This is a genomic window from Allobosea sp. GW823-FHT01F03 (genome assembly GCF_058798075.1).
Genome location: NZ_CM179505.1, coordinates 3,897,546 through 3,915,066, shown reverse-complemented (window position 1 = coordinate 3,915,066; position 17,521 = coordinate 3,897,546). Strand labels below are relative to the sequence as shown.

Below are 17,521 nucleotides of genomic sequence, written 5' to 3'. Positions count from 1 at the left end.
CTCGCGGGTGCTCGGATTGCCGCTGCGGATCGGCAGCGTTGAATTGTGATCAACTGGCGGCAGGATCACAAAATGAACTCATTTTCTGCATTTTAGTCGCGTTGCGTTGGAGGTTTGATGCTGTCGAGACGGAGGAGGGGGCTCGGTATTGCGGGCGGGGGCTTGTGCGCTTTCGTCGTGATGCTTGTGGCCGAAACTCCGCCGGCCCGTGCCTTCGACCTGTCCTCGCTCGACGTCTTCGGACTGTTCGGTTCGAAGGAGAAGCCGCCAGCCGTCAGCGCCACCACGCTGCCCTATGAGCTGAACTTCGAGCTCGGCGACGCTTCCGATGCGAGCGCGCTGACGCGCAACCTGCAGGATGCCTCGCTCCTCTATCGCCTGAGGCAGGATGCGCCGCCCGACGGCGATACGCTGGCGCGCCGGGCCAGTGCCGATATCGACCCGATGCTCGATGCGCTCTGGGCGCGCGGCTATTTCAACGCCCAGGTCAGCATCGCCGTCGACGGAGCGGTCGTAAGCCAGGCCGGCGAGCCGCCGCCGGGCTTCGCCGCCGCGGCCGAGCGCTTTCGCAACCGTGCCCCGGCGCCTGTCGTCGTCACCGTCAATCCCGGGCCGCTCTTCACCCTGCGCAATGTCGACATCGTAGCCGGCGAGAAGCGTGATCCGACCGCGGTTATCGCCGATCCGGCCAAGGTCTCGGGGCTGAAGCCGGGCGATCCGGCCAGCTCGGCGTCGCTGCGCGCGGCGCAGGCGGCGCTGGTCGATTACTGGCGGGCCCATTCGCGCCCGCTCGCCAAGGTCGTCGAGATCCGGCCGGTGGTCGACCATGCCGCCAAGATCATGGACGTCTCTCTGGTCGTCGATCCCGGTCCGGTCGCCGGATTCGGCGAGTTCGGCATCGGCGAGACCGGCGACATCCCCGAGGCGGTGGTCCGCTCCTTCATCTATCTCGAGCCCGGCGATCCCTATTCGCCCAAGGAGCTCGCCGATACCCGCAAGTCGATCGCGACGATTCCTGCCGTCGGCGCGGTGCGGATGCGCGAGGGCACGGCCCTCGATGCGCGGGGTAACCTGCCGATTTTCGTCGAGGTCTCCGAACGGCCCAAGCGCGTGGTCGGCTTCTCCGCGCGTTACTCGACCATCGATGGCCCGGCGGTGAGGACCTATTGGGAGCATCGCAACCTGTTCGGCGGGGCTGAGCGGCTGCGCGTCGAGGGCGATCTCTTCTTCGCGCCGCGCATCGACGGCACCAAGATCCAGCGCTTCGGCGATTTCCTGCCATCCGATCTCGGCGGACGCTTCGCCGTCGGCTTCATGAAGCCGGCGCTCGGCGGCAGCCGCAATGATCTGCTGATCGATGCGGTCGGCACACGCGAGCGCGTCGGCACCAACCGCTATGGCGGCTACACCGCCCGCTACGTCAACGGAACCGCCAGCATCCGCCATCGCTTCAGCGACAGCTTCTCGGTCCAGGCCGGGCTCGAGGTCGAGCGCGGGCAGACCAGCGACGTGCTCGGCCAGGTCGACTATCTGATCGCCGGCGTGCCGCTCTCGCTGCGCTATGATTCCACCGACAGCCTGCTCGATCCGACGCGTGGCATCCGCCTCACCGCCTCGGTCGCACCCTATGCCGCCTTCGGCGACACGGATGCCCCCTTCCTGCAGAGCAAGGCTTCGCTGTCCGGCTATTACTCGCTCGACGAGGACAGCCGCTATGTGCTCGCCGGCCGGATCGGGCTCGGTTCGATCGCCGGTGCCGACCTCGGCGATATCCCGGCGACGCGGCGCTTCTATGCCGGCGGCGGCGGTTCGGTGCGCGGCTACGCCTACCGCACATTGTCGCCGCTCGGGCCGCTCGATCACCTCACCGGCGGGCGCAGCCTGTTCGAGGCCTCGGCCGAGGCGCGCATCAAGATCACCAACACGATCGGTATCGTGCCCTTCTTCGACGCCGGCATGGCCTTCGAATCGCAGGTGCCGAACTTCAAGGAGCGGCTGCAACTCGCCGCCGGGCTCGGCCTGCGCTATTATACGCCGATCGGGCCGATCCGCGTCGACGTCGCGGCCCCGCTCAACCCGCGCAAGGGCGACAAGCCCGTCGCTCTCTACATCAGCATCGGGCAGGCCTTCTGATGGGCGCGCTCCGTTTCCCAAAGCTGCTCGGCGCCATCGCGGCACTGCTCATCGCCGCCGGCGCCATGCTGATCTCCGGCCTCGGCGGCTTCGCCCAGAACGCCGGCGAGCGCGGCGTCCTCGCCGATCTGATCTCCAAGGCGCTCTCGACCGATGGCAGCCAGGTCTCGATCGGCGCCGTCGACGGCGCGCTGTCTTCCGACGCGACGATCCGCGACATCGTCATCTCCGACCGCGACGGCCCCTGGCTTCGTCTCGACCGGGCGCGCCTGAGCTGGACGCGAAGCGCGCTCCTGCTGCGCCGGCTCGAGGTCAACCGGCTCGAGATCGGCAAGCTCGAGATCCTGCGCAGACCGCTGCCGGATCCGGCCGCCGCGGCCGCCCAGGCCAGTGACGGGCCTCTTTTGCCCGAACTGCCGTTGAAGGTGGTCATCGAGGCCTTCCAGCTCGGCGAACTGGCGCTCGGGCCGACCGTGATCGGCGCGCCGGCACGGCTCACGGCCAACGGCGCCGCGCGGCTCGGCCCGCCCAATGAGGGGCTCGATCTGCGCCTCGCCGGGCGCCGGCTCGACATGGGCGGCAGTCTCGACGTCAATCTGCGTTTCGTGCCGCAGACGACGCAGCTCCAATTGGCGGTCAAGCTCGACGAGCCGGAGGGCGGCCTGCTGTCGACCATCGCCGACCTGCCCGATCGCCCTCCGGTCAAGCTCGACCTTTCCGGCGACGGCCCGCTCGACCGCTTCAAGGCAACGCTCGCCTTCAATGCCGGGCCGACCATCGGCGCCGACGGCACCGCCGACCTTTCGCGCCGCGGCGCCGGTCGCCGCCTGCTGCTCGCGCTCGATTCCCGTATCGCCGGCCTGATGCCGGCGCCGGTCGCACCGGTCTTCCAGGGCTCGACCCGGCTCGACGGCGCGGTCGGCTTCGCCGATGACGGCGCGGTTGCGGTCGAGGAGCTGGCGCTGGTCTCGGCCCTGGCCAGGCTCGATGTGAAGGGCCTCTACGGCGCCGACAAAAATCTCGATTTCACGGTGACGGCGGCGGCGCGCCCCAATGCCGAGGGCCGCACCGTCGCCTCGGGCGCCGAGATCGCCAAGCTCGCCTTCGACGCCAGGATTCAGGGGCCGGCCGCCGGGCCGCGCGTCGATGCCAGCCTGCAGGCCGAGGGCGCCTCGGTGCCGGCCGGCAAGCTCGGCAAGCTCGGCCTGACCTTCACCGCGACGCCGAGCGGCCCGCTTGGCGATCCCGCGACCCGGACGGTTCTGGTTTCCGATGGCGAGGCCTCCGGAATTGCGCTCGCCGATGCCGCGCTCGCGCGCTTCGTCGGCGACCGTGTCCGTTTCACCTTGCGCGGCACTGCCAGCGAAGGCGGCGGCGGCGCGTTCGAGACGCTGAAGCTCGCCTTCGGCGGTGCCGAGCTCGATTATGTCGGCCAGCTCGGCCCCAAGCGCATTCTCGGCAAGGCCCAGGCGCGCTTGCCCGACCTGTCCCGCCTCAGTGGCCTGGCCGAGCGCAAGCTCAAGGGGGCGGCGACCGTCGCCGCCGCGATCGATGCCGAGCCGCATCTCAAGAGCTATGCGGTGAAGCTCGACGGTTCTGCCGAGGCGCTCGGCCTCGACCAGGCGGCGCTCGATCGCCTGCTGGCCGGCAAGCTGACGCTCGGCGGCGAAGTCCGGCTGCCGGGTGGTGGGGTCATCGTCAACGGCCTGCGCATTGCCGGCACCCATGTCAGCGCCGCCGCGGACGGCGCGCTCGGCGCCCAGGGCTCGGATCTGCGCGCCAACATCGCGATTCCCGATCTGCGTCGCGCCGACGCCCGGCTGTCGGGGCAGGGCGCTTTCGACGCCACCCTGTCCGGCCCGCTCGACAAGCTCGATGCGACGCTGCGCGCCGGAATCAGCAACGCCACGGCGCTCGGCCGGCCGGTGCCGCGTCTGGCGCTCGATGCAGTGCTGCGCGACCTGCAAGGCGCGCTCACCGGTGAGGCCAAGCTCTCCGGAGAGGTCGAAGGCAGACCGGCGACCGGCATGGTGCGCTTCGCCAAGCGCGATCCCGGCGGCTGGAGCCTGCCGCAGCTCGACATCGCCATCGGCTCGGTCACGCTGAATGGCGTGCTCGATCTCGATGCCGCCAATCTCGCCGAAGGCACTCTGAAGCTCGCCGCCCGCAATCTCGACGACCTCTCCGCCCTGGCGCTCGCCAAGCTCGGTGGCCGCATCGACGCCGATCTGCGCCTCGCCCGGCCGAATGGCGGCCAGAACATCGACCTCAAGGCCAATGCGCAGCGCCTGTCGGCGCCGAGTCTGACGCTCGAGAAGCTCGACGCCACGCTCGCCGTCGTCGATGCCCTGCGCAAGCCGCGCATCGACGGCAATGTCCAGATCGACCGGGCCGTCATCGCCGGCGAGCCGGTCAACGCGATCCGCCTGGTTTCGCAGGGCGCCGCCGAGACCAGCGATATCAGCCTCGATGCCTCCGCCCGCGGTTTTGCGCTCGCGGCCAAGGGCAGACTCTCTGTCGCCGAGCCGCTGCGCTTTGATCTGGCCAGCTTCACCGCCAGCCGCGACGGCCGCCGCATCGCGCTTTCCAAGCCGGCGAGCTTCACCGCCACCGATGGCGGCGTCGCGATCCGCGATCTCGCCCTCGCCGTCGACGCTGGCCGCATCGTGCTCGACGGCGAGGCCGGACGCACCCTTGATCTGCGCTTCCAGGCGCAGAACGTGCCGCTCTCGGCCGCGCGGCTTGCCTCACCGGCGCTCGACCTCTCCGGCACGCTCGACGCTGAGGCAACGATCAAGGGCACGCCGGAAGCCCCGACCGGCCCGTGGCGGGTGAAGATTGCACGCCTGGTCGCCCCGCAGACCCGCCAGGCCGGCCTGCCGCCGATCGAGATCGCCGGGCAGGGCACCCTGAACGGTCGCCAGACCAGCCTCGACGCCAGCCTCAATGCCGGCCGCTTCGTCGCCTTGACGGCAAAGGGCAGCGCGCCGCTCGGAGGTGCTGGCGCCCTCGATCTCACCATCCAGGGCCGGGTCGATGCTGCGCTGGCCAATACTCAGCTCGCCGCCGATGGCCGGAACCTGACCGGGCAGGTCGCCATCGACATGCGGGTCAGCGGAACAATGTCCGCGCCCCAGCTTGCCGGCGATGCGACGCTCGCCAATGGCAGCTTCAGCGATGCCCTCCAGGGTGTGAGGCTGACCAGGCTCGAGGCGCGCCTCGCCGCGCGCGGGCCGGACCTCGCCATCGAACGTTTCTCGGCCCAGACGCCGGGCGGCGGCACGCTCTCGGCCAGCGGCAATGTCCGGCTTGATCCGGAGGCGGGTTTTCCGGGAACCATCCGCATCGAGGGCAAGCGTGCTCAGCTCGTCGCCAACGGGCTGGTGACCGCGGTCGCCGATCTCGGGCTCGATCTCGCCGGACCGCTGGCGCAGCGCCCGCGAATCGCTGGGCGGATCGGCGTGGTCTCGATCGAGGTTGCCGTGCCGGACCGGCTGCCATCGAGCCTGCGCCCCGTCGATGGCATCCGGCACGTCAACGCCAAGGGCCAGGCTGCGCAGCGGCTCGCAGCGCAGCGCAAGGCCCGGGCCGCGGCGCAGCGCAAGGGCGCCCGCGCGCCGGCCTTCGATGCCGCGCTCGACATCACGGTTTCCGCCCCGGGACGCGTCTTCATCCGCGGTCGCGGCATCGACGCCGAGCTCGGCGGTGAGCTGCGCGTCGGCGGAACCTCGGCGAATCCGGTACTGAACGGCGGGTTCGACCTGCGGCGCGGCCGGCTGAACGTGCTGAGCCAGCGCCTCGATTTCAGCCGCGGTCGCGTGACCTTTTCGGGGGACGTCATGCCGGAGCTGGATTTCGTCGCCGAAACGCGCGCTGCCGAGGTCACCGCGAGGATCATTGTCAGCGGGCAGGCGTCGGCGCCGGAATTCACCTTTAGCTCCTCGCCGGAACTGCCGCCGGACGAGGTGCTGTCGCGGCTGCTCTTCGAACGCGCCTCCGGCTCGCTCTCGCCTTTCCAGGCCTTGCAGCTCGCCCAGACCGCGGCGCAGTTTTCCGGCGCCGGTGGCGAAGACGTCTTCGAGAAGCTGCGGCGCCAGCTCGGGGTCGACAATCTCGACGTTCAGATGGGCCCTGACGGGCCGACGGTCGGCGTCTCGCGCGCATTGTCCGACAACATCACCCTCGGCGTGAAGGCGGGAGCCAAGCCTTCCGAAAGCGGTGTCTCGGTCGGCATCGACCTGACTCGGCGGCTGAAGCTCCAGGCCGAAACCAATGCCGACGGCAGCGCCGCGGTCGGTGTCGGTGCCGAATGGGAATATTGAGTCGGATCGCTCCGGGAATCACCGCTTCCCCGTGAGATCGCAGATTCGGCCCGGAAAGGGCCCGCGCCGGCCTATGATGAGGTCGTTCCGGTCCCCGCTGGTTAACAGTTCCCTAAGTTCCACGCTCAAAGCGTGGCAGGCGTGCAACACCAGGGTCCAAAGCGCCCGCTTGGCTGTGGGGTAGGTGCGATGGAGGTTGATCGCGGGGCGGGCATTCGTAATGGTGACTGTGCGGCGGGACATTCCCGGTCGCTGTTTTTCAACTTCGCCTCTGAGTGGTTCAGGGACGGGGGGGGAAGACCGGGATAGGTGGTTTCACCGGTGGGGTCTCCTGGGGCCGTCCGGATCACGAAGTCACCGAAGCCCGAGGGTCTCGAAACTCTTTTGGAGGTTATCAAATGAAGCTCGTTAAGAGCCTCCTCCTCGGTTCTGCCGCCGGTATCGCCGCGGTTGCCGGGGCTCAGGCCGCCGACCTTCCTTCGCGGAAGGCTGCTCCGGTCGAATACGTTCGCGTCTGCTCCGCTTACGGCGCTGGCTTCTTCTACATCCCCGGCACCGACACCTGCCTCCGCATCGGCGGTCGTGTTCGCGCTGAGTACGCTGTCGGCTCGCGTTATGGCGACGGCAACGACGCTTACGGCAGCCGCGCTCGTGGCCGTCTGAACGTCGACGCTCGTACCGCCACCGCTTACGGCACCCTGCGGACCTTCTTCCGCTATGAGCTGACCAACAGCACCGGCGTGTACAACAACACGATCGGCGGCAACCAGGGCATCGTCGTTCCGGGCGCTCCGCGCACCACCGGCGGCACCGCTGCTTCGGGCGCCAACCTCGATCTGGCCTTCGTCCAGTTCGGCCCGATCACCGCTGGTCGCGCTCAGTCGTTCTTCGACTTCTACGCCAACGACCTCGGCTTCACCACCGTTCGTACGGCTGACTCGCGTCTGAACCTGTTGGCCTACACCGCCACCTTCGGTTCGGGCTTCTCGGCCACCCTGTCGCTCGAAGATCGCGTCTCGGGTACCGGTTCGCGAGAAGCGGCTGTCGTCAGCCCCGGCGGCGTTTCCAACTACCTCGGTCAGGACTACCCGGACGTCGTCGCCTCGCTGCGCGTCGACCAGGGTTGGGGTTCGGCCCAGTTGTCGGCTGCTCTTACCCAGCGCAGCATCAACAACGCCGGCCTGAACACCGTGTTCGGTCCGGGCGGCGCTGCCGCCGGCAACCCGGCGATCGCCAACGGCGCTGGCGTCTTCGTCGGCAACAAGGACGAGATGGGCTGGGCCATCCAGGGTGGCGTGAAGATCAACCTGCCGATGCTTGCGGCTGGCGACTTCCTGTTCCTGCAGGCTGCCTACGCTGACGGCGCTCTCGGCTATCTCGGCTGGGGTGGCAACTTCGGTTCGGGCCGCATCGCCGCTCAGAACGCTGCGCTCGCGGTTGGTGACTTCGGCGTGAACGCGCTCGGTCAGGTCGACTCGTCGACCGGCTGGTCGATCGTTGCCGCTCTGCGTCACTTCTGGACCCCGACCCTGCGTTCGGAGCTCATCGCTTCGTACTCTGAGCTGAAGCTCGGCTACGTGCTGACCAATCAGGCCGTCGCTGGCCAGATTTCGCGTCCGCTCGATCCGAAGGAGCTCATCGTTGCTGGTAACCTGATCTGGTCGCCGGTTTCGGGTCTGGATATCGGCGTCGAGGTGCTCTACACCCGCACCGACATGCGCCAGTCGGTCCTGGCCTCGAACAACCTCGGCAACCGGGTTGCTCTGGCCAACGGTGGTTCGCTCGTGAAGGCGGACGACGCCTGGGCTGGCCGCTTCCGCATCCAGCGCGACTTCTGATCGATCTTCCGATCGTGATGATGGAAGCCCCGGGGAAACCCGGGGCTTCTTTCGTTTTGAGGATTTCGCGCACCATTGGCCGCCAGCCGGGAGGGGAAGGGCGAATTCCAGGGCAGAAGCTTGCCGGCTTGCTTGACTTGCCAGTGTGATGAGGCCTGATTCTCACCGGTGCGAGGGACCGGATTCGGTTCGAGTCGGTGGCAGGGGCGAGGATCGGGGATGGCACGGCAGGCCGGTTGGCTGTGGGGGTTCGTTCCGCTGGCAGTGCTGTGGAGCTCGGCCAACCTGATTCAGAGCGAAGCGGTGCGCAAGGATGTCGAGGCGCGAGCTCTAGCCGCCGGTGCGCTCGCGGGCGCGGCTCCGGGGATCCGCGAGGTCTCGGCCCGGGTCGATGGACGCGACGTCTATCTCGATGGCGAGGCGACGAGCGCCGATGGCGCCGCCAAGGCGCTGGCGCAGCTGAAGGCGGAGTTCGGTGTCCGGCGGGTTCTCGGGGGTCTGACACAGGTCGTCGCGCAGAAGCCCTATAGCTGGTCGGCGAGCCGTGAAGCCGACAAGGTGACATTGACGGGTTTCGTGCCTGACGAGAGCACTGCGAGAGCCAATCTCGCCGCTGCGCGCGGTCTCGGACCTGCCTTGCGGATCGAGGACCAGCAGAAGATCGCCTTCGGTGCGCCGGCGGGTTTCCCGGCATTGACCGGGGCGATGATCGCGGATCTCGGCAGGCTCTCTGCCGGCAAGGTCGCGCTCGACGATACGCGCTTCTGTGTCGAGGGGACGGCTTCGTCGCCCGAAGCCTTCCTGGCGCTGCGCGCTGCCGCAGCGGCAGCCCCTCCTGCCGGCTTTTCGCGGGTCGATTGCGCGCTCAACCCGCCGGTCGTCTCTCCTTATGTCTGGAGCGCCGAGAAAAATGCCGCTGGGGCGGTTAGCCTGTCGGGCTTCTATCCGTCTGAAGCCGTCAAGACCGAAGTCGCGGGCCTTGTCGCGCGGGCCTTTCCCGAGGGCAGCGCCATCACTGACCGCACCCAGCCGGCGAGCGGCGAGCCACCGGCCTTCCTGGCGCGGGTCGGCCGGGCCCTCTCCGAGCTGGCGCGCCTGCGTAGCGGCAAGGTCGAGATCGACGGCACGCGCTACCGCATCGGCGGCGAGGGGCCGCAGGACTTCGCCGCCTGCGAGGCCTTGCGCCTGAACATCGCCCAGGCCGATGGTCCGGAATCGGTCGCCCTGGCGGCGATCTCCTGCCCGCCGGCCCCTCCACCGCCACCGCCACCGCCGGTACCGGTGATGCCGCCGCTGCCGGAGGCGCCGGCGCTCGATCTCAGCTTCGCGCCGCCAGCGCCTGCACCGGGGCCGCAGCCGGTACCGACGCCGGCGCCATCGGTTCCGGCCGTGGTCGTGGCTCCGCCCGCCCCGCCGGCGACGGCGCCAGTGCCGGCGCGTCCGCTGCAATGGCGTGCCGAGAAGACAGAGGCTGGCATCGCGCTCTCGGGCATCGCACCCAACGCCGCCGCACAGGCCGCTGCGGCGGAACTCGCCCGCGCCGCTCTGCGGGGCGGCGCGCTGACCGACCGGACGCGTGTCGAGCCCAATCTGCGCGACGCCGCCGATTTCGACGCCGTCACGCGCTTCGCCCTCGGACTGCTCGAGAAGATCGAGCGCGGCAGCGTCAGCCTGGCCGGCGGCAATCTCACGGTGACCGGCGCGGCGCGCGATCTGGCGAGCTGGACGGCCTTGCAGGAGGCACTGAAGGCGCAGTCCTTGCCCGCGGGGCTGGGATTGTCCGGCGCGCCGCTGCTGACCCTCAGCCGCTATGGCTTCTCCGCGGCGGTCGACAGGACAGGCGGAACGCTGTCGGGCCATCTTCCGGATGCCGGCTCGAAGCAGGCGATCGCCGAGCTGATCGAGGCCTCGCCCTTGCGCGGCAAGATTCGCGACGAGACGACGATCGTGCCTGCGGCTCCGGCCGGCTTCGGGGTCGCGGCCCGCAGCGCCGTACAGGATCTGCTTCGGCTCGATCTGGGCTCCGTCGATCTCGTCGACCACGAGGTCAGTGTTCAGGGGCTGACCTGCCGCGAGCTGATCCGCTCGGAGGTCGAGACCAACGCCGCGAGCGGCTTGCCGGAAGGTTTCACCGGCAAGGCCGAGATCGGGATGCGCCAGACCGGCTGCGTCATCGATCCGCCGAGCACCTGCCAGAACGATCTCGATGCCCTGACCCAGCGCTATTACGTGATGTTCGGCCAGGGCACGGCGGTCGTGACGCTCGATTCGGTGACCGAAAGGGCGATGACCGAGGCCGCGGCGATCCTGAAACATTGCCCGGATACGCGTGTCACCGTCGAGGGCCATGCCAACATGGACGGCGAGCGCGCCGGCTTCAACAATCTCGATCTGTCGCGCCGGCGCGCCTTCCGTGTGCGCGAGGAACTCATCCGGCGCGGGCTGGAGCCCGAACAGCTCGAGGTCAAGGGCTATGGCGTCGACCGGCCGCTGGTCGCCCATGGCGACCCCGACGCCAAGGTCAAGAACCGCCGCGTTCAGTTCACCGTCGCGAAATAGGGCCGCACGCCATGCTGTATCTTGCGCTCCATTTCGTCTGGTTCCTGGTCGCAGCCTTCGCGATCGGCCTGGTGTTCGGCTGGTTGACCAGCCGCGATGGTCTGCGAACCCTGTTCGGTGGTCCGGCAATGCTGGTCGCCTTGCTCTGGGCCGGCGCCGCCGCGCTGGTCTGGCTGCGCGTGCTGAACAACCAGCCGGCCTTCTGGGTCGAGACCGGGCTGCTCTATGTTGCGGTCTATGCGGCCGGCTGCGTCGTCGGCTCCCTGCTCAAGCGGGCTGCGGCGGTCCCCGAAGCAGCGCTCGCCCTGCCGGCGCCACGTCTGGCGCTGCCGCAACCGGCGCGCGCCTTGCCCGCCCCGGGCATGGCGGCACGGGCCGGCTCCGCGGTCGCGCCAGAGCCAGCGCCCATGCCCAAGCTCGACGGTGAGGAGGCCATCGCCGGGCTCAGGCCGGCCGGCTATGTCGCGGCGCGCGGCGGCGCCGCCGACGATCTCAAATTGATCAAGGGCGTCGGGCCGCAGAACGAGGAGCGTCTGCATGCGCTCGGCATCTGGCATTTCAGCCAGATCGCCGCCTGGACGCCCGCGAACGTCGAATGGGTCGGCGCCTATCTCGCTTTCCCCGGGCGGATCGAGCGTGAGGAATGGGTCGCACAGGCCAAGGCGCTGGCCGGCGCGGCCCCAACCGCCGATCAAGCCGAGCCGGTGGCCCTGTCCGGGGTTGCTCTCGAGGGCATCTGTCCGGGCAATCTTCTGTCGGCCGCGCGCAGCGGCAAGCCCGACGATCTGACGTTGATCGATGGGGTCGGCCCGGTGGTCGCCGAGAAGCTGAACCGGCTCGGCATCTGGCATTTCGACCAGATCGCCCCGCTCGGCAGCGAGGAATTGCGTTATCTCGCCCATCATACCGGTTTTCCCGGACGCGATGTCGCCGAGCAATGGCGGGTCGAGGCCCGCATCCTCGCCGCCGGCGGCGAGACGGCGCATTCGCGCGCCGAGAAGGAGCGGCGCGGCAAGGATTGACGGCCGCGCCCGCTCGCGAAGCGGGCAGGCTCAGGCGGCGTGCTTCTCCGCCCGGCCGATCAGCCGGCCGATCCGCCTGGTCATGTCGCGGCTGCCGAGCAGCGGGGCGTGGCCCTGTCCGGGCGCGGTGAAGATCTCGCAATGCGGATGGCGCTGGCCCATTTCGAGCAATGTCTGCTCGGCCAGGAGGTCCGAGTTCTCGCCGCGGATTGCCAGTACCGGGACGTGGTTGAGGGCTGCGAAATAGGGCCAGAGAACCGGCAGGGGCGCCTCGAGATCGAGCTCCTCGAGCGTCTTCAGCAGCCTGGGATCATAGTCGGGAACGAGCGTGTCATTGCGCTGCTTCCAGGTGCGCCGCGCCATGATCTCCCATTCGGCATCGCCGAACAGCGGGAATTGCTGGTCTGCGAGCCGCTTCAGGATTTCGGCCCCCTCAGCGAAGCTGCGCGGCGTCGGCAGCTTGCCGACATAGCCACGGATGCGCAGCAGCCCGCGCGCGTCGATCACCGGGCCGACATCGTTGAACACCACGCCCTTGATCAGGCCGGGGCGCGCCACTGCGAGCGCCATGGTCAGGAGCCCGCCGCGGGAGGTTCCCACGAATGCGGCTTCCTCGATGCCGGTGGCGGCGAGAACCTGCATGAGATCGTCGAGCTCGACGCGGATCTCGTAATTGCGCCAGTCGCGGTCGTATTCCGAGCGGCCGCGTCCGCGATAGTCGAGCGCGAGAACCCGCCGGGGCTGCGCCGGGTCGCCGGAAAGCGCCAGTGCCAGTTCGTGGAAATCGGCGGCGGTGCGGGCGAGGCCCGGCAGGCAGACCACGGGCAGCGACAAGGCCGCAAGCGAGCCATAGTCGCGCACATGCAGCTTCAGCCCGTCGCGGGCGCTGATGAAGAGCGAGCGGAATCCGCTATCGGCGTCCATGGCGACCCATGTTTTCCAGCTGCGCCATTCCGGAACTGCTCCGCATCGCGGCAGCCGGAATGACACGTGTTTCCAGGTGACGGGAACGGCGCGTTCACGCTGCTTGTGACATGGCCCGCCTGCCATGGCCAAGGGCCATGGTGCCGTTCGCTTCACTCGCGCTTGCCGCCGCGCTTCAGATCCTGGTCGATCATGTAGGCGGTGCGCTGGTTCAGCCGCTGGCGATAGACCTGCAGGTTCTCCATGACGCGCTGGACATAGTTGCGCGTCTCGGTGAACGGGATGCGTTCGACCCAGTCGACGGCATCGACCTCCGGCAGCCTGGGATCGCCATAGGCGGTGATCCATTTCTTCACATTGCCAGACCCGGCATTATAGGCGGCGAAGGTCAGGATATAGGAGCCGCGCCAGTCGCCGAGCAGGTCGTTGAGATGGGCGGCCCCCATCTGCGCCGAGTAGAGCGGGTCCCTGGTCAGGCGCTCGAGTTCGAAAGGCAGCTGTGCCCGCCTAGCCGTCTCGCGCGCCGTCGCCGGCATCATCTGCATCAGGCCGAGCGCGCCGGCATGCGAGACCGCCGCCGGATCGAAGGCGCTTTCCTGGCGGGCGATGGCATGGACGATGGCCCGCTCCATCGGATCGCCGACGGTCGGGAATTCCGGCACGCCGAAGGTCGGGAACGCCGCCTCGTCGAGGGGGAAGCCGCGCTGCAGGGCGATCTTGCCGATGGTGAGCAGAGTCTTGGCGTCGGCGCGCTGGCGCGCCATGTCGGCGATCGCCTCGAGCGCAGCGGTATCATGCAGGCGTTGCGACAGGTCGATCAGCATCTGGCCGGCAAGGTCGGGCGCTTCGATGTCGTAGAGCAGCATGGCTGCCTTGAAGCCGGGCAGATGCGCGAGCGGCGCCGCGATGGTGCGGCGGACCGGCAGGTCGTTGAGGCCGAGCCGGGCCCGGGCAAGCTGGCCGTAATAGGCGACGGGGTGCTCGGCGGCACGGGCATAGAAGGCTTGTGCCGCCTCGGCCTTGTCGAGCGCGTCGGCTGCGCGGCCCTGCCAGTAGGCGGCGCGCGCCACCGAGATCGGCGTCTCCGCGATCTTGGCAGCCTCGGCGAAATGCTTCGCCGCCCGCTCGGCATCCTTCTCGAAGCGCAATGCGATCCAGCCGGCATGCCATTCGGCGTCGATGCGTTCGGCGGCGTCCTCGGCGCCGTGGCCGGAGACGACCGCATAGGCGGCCTTGGCGTCACCCTCATCGAGGAGCTTGCGGGCGACCAGCCGGCGTTCCGTCCACCAGCCATCGCCATCGCCGAGCAGGGCCGGATCGCGCGGGATATCGGCCAGGGCCTTGGCCGCGTCGGCCGCCTTGCCGCTGCGGCGGGCCTGTTGCGCCTGCAGGAAGGCGAAGGAAATGTCCTTCTTCAGGGCGGCCGGCACGGCCTCGATCTGCTTTTGCGCGATCGGGCCCTTGGCCTTTGCCGAGGCAAGCCTGACTTTCGCCAGTGCGACATAGTCCTTCGACACGCGGGCGGCATTGCGCAGTGCCGCTTCGCCATTCCCGGCGAAGAGATGGCGCTCGGCGCGCAGGCGGTGATGGGCGGGCGTCAGCTTGTCGCCGAAATTGTCGAGGACGATCTTCTCAAGTCCAGCGCCGAGATGATCTTCGAGCCAGGTTCGGCGCGCGAGCGCGAAGGCCTCGTCCTGACGTCCCTCGGCGGCCAGTGCGCGGGCGAGCGCGACGCGGCCGGCCGGGCTGATCGGCTCGCGGCCATGGAAGAACCGCCGGATGGTGTCGGGCCGGCGCCGGTCGGTGACCAGGGCCGCTTCGGCCCGGCGGCGGAAAGGCGTGGTGCCCGGATAGTTCGGGAACTCGTCGAGAAACTCGGCGATGCGTTCGAAGCTCACGACATTGGTCAGGCTGCGCAGCGCGACCCATTCCAGCATGCCGCGCACCGCCTTGTCGTCGATGCCACGGGCGATGCCGTCGCCTTCCTCGAGTTTGCCGGTGCGATAGGCGGCGACCGCCTTCTTCAGTGGGGCGAGGTCGACCCGCTCTTCCGGCTGGATGATTTCGGCCGGGGGGAGGGGCGAGACGGGCGGCTCCGTCTGCGGCGCGAGCGAGGCGGTGACGCCGACATCGACATTGCTGCTTCCGGCATCTGCTGCGCGCGTGTCGACGCTCGCCAGTCGCTCCTCCTGGAAGGGGTGCGAGCCGTCTGGACCCGCGGTGCAGGGTCCGGTTGCCACCAGAATGAGCGTCAGGCCAGCTCCGAAGAACCGTCGGCCCGGCGATAGCGCCATCAAGGGGTCCCTCCAAGCAAGCCGGATCGTAGCAGTAAGCCATGCTCCCGCAGGGAGCTTTACGAAGTCCTAACTATGCGGCCACGATTTTTGATGGGTTGCCGGCTTTGCGGACTGCGGCTGAAAGGCTATGTCTGTCGCCCGTTTCTCGCGCAACTATGTCGATTTCAGGACCGCCCATGACCAAGCATGCGCCTTTCACCGGTTCGCTCACTGCGCTGGTGACGCCGTTCAAGGACGGCAAGATCGATGAGGCATGCCTTCGGGCGCTGGTCGACTGGCAGATCGAGAGTGGCAGCCACGGGCTCGTGCCCGTCGGCACCACCGGCGAGAGCCCGACCCTGAGCCATGACGAACATGGCCGCGTCACCGAGATCGTCATCGATCAGGCCAAGGGCAGGGTGCCGGTGATCGCCGGCGCCGGCTCCAACAACACGATCGAGGCGATTTCGCTGGCCAGGCATGCCGAGAAGGCCGGCGCGCAGGGCGTTCTGGTGGTGACGCCCTATTACAACAAGCCGACCCAGGAGGGCTTGTACCAGCACTTCAAGGCGGTGAACGACGCGATCGGCATCCCGATCATCATCTACAACATCCCGCCGCGCTCGGTGGTCGACATGTCGGTCGAGACCATGAAGCGGCTCTACGAGCTGAAGAACATCGCCGGGGTCAAGGACGCCACCGCCAATCTCGCGCGTGTCTCGCAGCAGCGCCATGCCATGGGGCCGGACTTCATCCAGCTCTCGGGCGAGGACATGACGGCGCTGGCCTATATGGCCGCCGGTGGCCATGGCTGCATCTCGGTCGTCGCCAATGTCGCGCCCAAGCTCTGCGCCGAGCTGATGGTCTGCGCGCTGAAGGGCGACTATGCCGGCGCGCTGAAACTCCAGGACCGGCTGGTGCCGCTGCATGACGCCGTGTTCAAGGAGCCGGGCCTTGCCGGAGCCAAGCACGGGCTGAAGCTGCTCGGCCGGGCCGGGGAGGAGGTCCGCATGCCGCTATTGCCGGTGACGCCGGCCACTGGCGAGATCATTCGCGGCGCCATGGTTCACGCCGGGCTGCTCAATGCTTAAGTGAGGCTGTCGGCGGCCGCCAGTCGCGGCCGCCGGACGCCGGAGTTTCCTGAATGACCAAGCCTGATCCCGAGCGCTACAAGCTCGCGGCCGATAATCGCAAGGCCCGCTACAACTACGCGATCACCGAGACGCTGGAAGCCGGGATCGCCCTGCAGGGCACCGAGATCAAGTCGCTGCGCGGCGGCAGGGCGACGATCGGCGAGAGCTATGCCGGCCCGATGGGCGACGAGCTCTTCCTGTTCAACGCCCATATCCCGGAGTATCTCGAGGCGAACCGCTTCAACCACGATGTTCGCCGGCCGCGGAAGCTGCTGCTGCACCGCCGCCAGATCAACAAGCTCATGGGCGCGATCCAGCGCGAGGGCTTCACCGTGATTCCGCTCAAGGTGTATTTCAACGAGAAGGGCCGGGCCAAGGTCGAGCTCGGTCTTGGCAAGGGCAAGAAGCTGCACGACAAGCGCGAGAGCGAGAAGGCCCGTGACTGGAACCGCGACAAGGCGCGAATCCTGAAGACCGGCGGATAGTGTCGCCGCGGGTATTCTAACCCGACCATCCTCGTCATTTCGGACAAGCGGCGCAGCCGCGCCGCTCTGGAATCCATCGTAGGGCGCAGAGCCTTACGATGGATTACGGCGCTCCGCTTCGCTGCGGCCGGAATGACGGGAAGAGGCTGGCCGCGGCATTTGGAGGGCGAACGACTATTGGGCTCTCAGCTATCGGTCGGCTCGTCGCTCTGGCGGATGCCGTAGCGCCGCTCGAGACCGGGATGGCTGGGAGCGCCATGGCCGGCAGGACCGCGCGGACTCCGCTCGGTGGGATCGCGCCCGACCTTCTGCATGAGGTTGCCGAGCTCGACGAACTCGTCGCATTGCCGGCGCAGATCGTCGGCGATCATCGGCGGGCTGGTGTTGATGGTCGAAACCACCGAGACCTTGACGCCCTTGCGTTGCACCGCCTCGACCAGCGGACGGAAATCGCCATCGCCCGAGAAGAGATAGATATGGTCGAGATAGGGGGCGAGCTCGAGCATCTCGATCGCCAGCTCGATGTCCATATTGCCCTTGACGCGCCGGCGCCCGCTCGCGTCGGTGAACTCCTTCGCCGCCTTGGTGATGACCCGGTAGCCGTTATAGTCGAGCCAGTCGACCAGCGGGCGGATCGAGGTGTATTCCTCGCTTTCGATCAGGGTAGTGAAGTAGAAGGCGCGGATCAGGTTGCCGCGGCCCTGGAACTCCTTGAGCAGCCGGCGATAATCCATGTCGAAGCCGAGCTGCTTCGAGGTCGCATAGAGATTCGCGCCGTCGATGAAGAGGGCGATGCGTGACTCGGCTGCCATGGCAATAACTCCCGCTC

The 17,521-nt window shown here is 68.4% G+C and carries 10 protein-coding genes; 7 read left to right on the top strand and 3 right to left on the bottom strand.

The features are described from left to right. Positions 1–180: 180 nt before the first annotated feature. The 5 genes from AC3RCC_RS18795 (at position 181) to AC3RCC_RS18775 (ending at position 11,874) form a co-directional block, all read left to right on the top strand. A complete protein-coding gene (locus AC3RCC_RS18795; RefSeq protein ID WP_492258801.1) occupies positions 181–2,133 on the top strand; it encodes an autotransporter assembly complex protein TamA in 1,953 nt (650 codons plus the stop codon). Next, positions 2,133–6,455, top strand: a complete 4,323-nt coding sequence (locus AC3RCC_RS18790) for a translocation/assembly module TamB domain-containing protein (RefSeq protein WP_492256212.1) — start codon at positions 2,133–2,135, stop codon at positions 6,453–6,455. Before AC3RCC_RS18795 ends, AC3RCC_RS18790 begins: the two co-directional genes overlap by 1 nt. A gap of 398 nt (positions 6,456–6,853) precedes the next feature. Beyond that, entirely contained in the window at positions 6,854–8,293 is a 1,440-nt protein-coding gene (locus AC3RCC_RS18785; protein WP_291639518.1) for a porin, read from the top strand. Positions 8,294–8,512: 219 nt separating this feature from the next. Further along, the gene (locus tag AC3RCC_RS18780; protein WP_492256211.1) at positions 8,513–10,852 is read left to right on the top strand and encodes an OmpA family protein; all 2,340 of its coding nucleotides are present in this window, start codon (positions 8,513–8,515) and stop codon (positions 10,850–10,852) included. Positions 10,853–10,863: 11 nt separating this feature from the next. Further along, positions 10,864–11,874 carry a helix-hairpin-helix domain-containing protein gene (locus AC3RCC_RS18775; protein WP_492256210.1) on the top strand — a complete coding sequence of 337 codons (1,011 nt, stop codon included), beginning with the start codon at positions 10,864–10,866 and terminating at the stop codon, positions 11,872–11,874. A 30-nt stretch (positions 11,875–11,904) separates the two neighbouring features. On the opposite strand, the gene AC3RCC_RS18770 is transcribed toward AC3RCC_RS18775, so the two are convergent. Further along, positions 11,905–12,798 carry an alpha/beta fold hydrolase gene (locus AC3RCC_RS18770; RefSeq protein WP_291639524.1) on the bottom strand — a complete coding sequence of 298 codons (894 nt, stop codon included), beginning with the start codon at positions 12,796–12,798 and terminating at the stop codon, positions 11,905–11,907. Between the two features lie 152 nt (positions 12,799–12,950). Then, entirely contained in the window at positions 12,951–15,038 is a 2,088-nt protein-coding gene (locus AC3RCC_RS18765; RefSeq protein WP_492256209.1) for a lytic transglycosylase domain-containing protein, read from the bottom strand. A 233-nt stretch (positions 15,039–15,271) separates the two neighbouring features. Here AC3RCC_RS18765 and dapA point away from each other — a divergent pair, with 233 nt between their 5' ends. Continuing rightward, positions 15,272–16,165, top strand: coding sequence for a 4-hydroxy-tetrahydrodipicolinate synthase (gene dapA, locus AC3RCC_RS18760; protein ID WP_291639528.1), 894 nt, complete (start codon positions 15,272–15,274; stop codon positions 16,163–16,165). Between the two features lie 53 nt (positions 16,166–16,218). Beyond that, the gene (gene smpB / locus AC3RCC_RS18755) at positions 16,219–16,692 is read left to right on the top strand and encodes an SsrA-binding protein SmpB (RefSeq protein WP_291639530.1); all 474 of its coding nucleotides are present in this window, start codon (positions 16,219–16,221) and stop codon (positions 16,690–16,692) included. A gap of 185 nt (positions 16,693–16,877) precedes the next feature. On the opposite strand, the gene AC3RCC_RS18750 is transcribed toward smpB, so the two are convergent. Continuing rightward, positions 16,878–17,504 (bottom strand): LabA-like NYN domain-containing protein, encoded by a 627-nt coding sequence (locus AC3RCC_RS18750; protein WP_291639532.1) that lies wholly within the window; start codon positions 17,502–17,504, stop codon positions 16,878–16,880. Positions 17,505–17,521 lie beyond the last annotated feature (17 nt).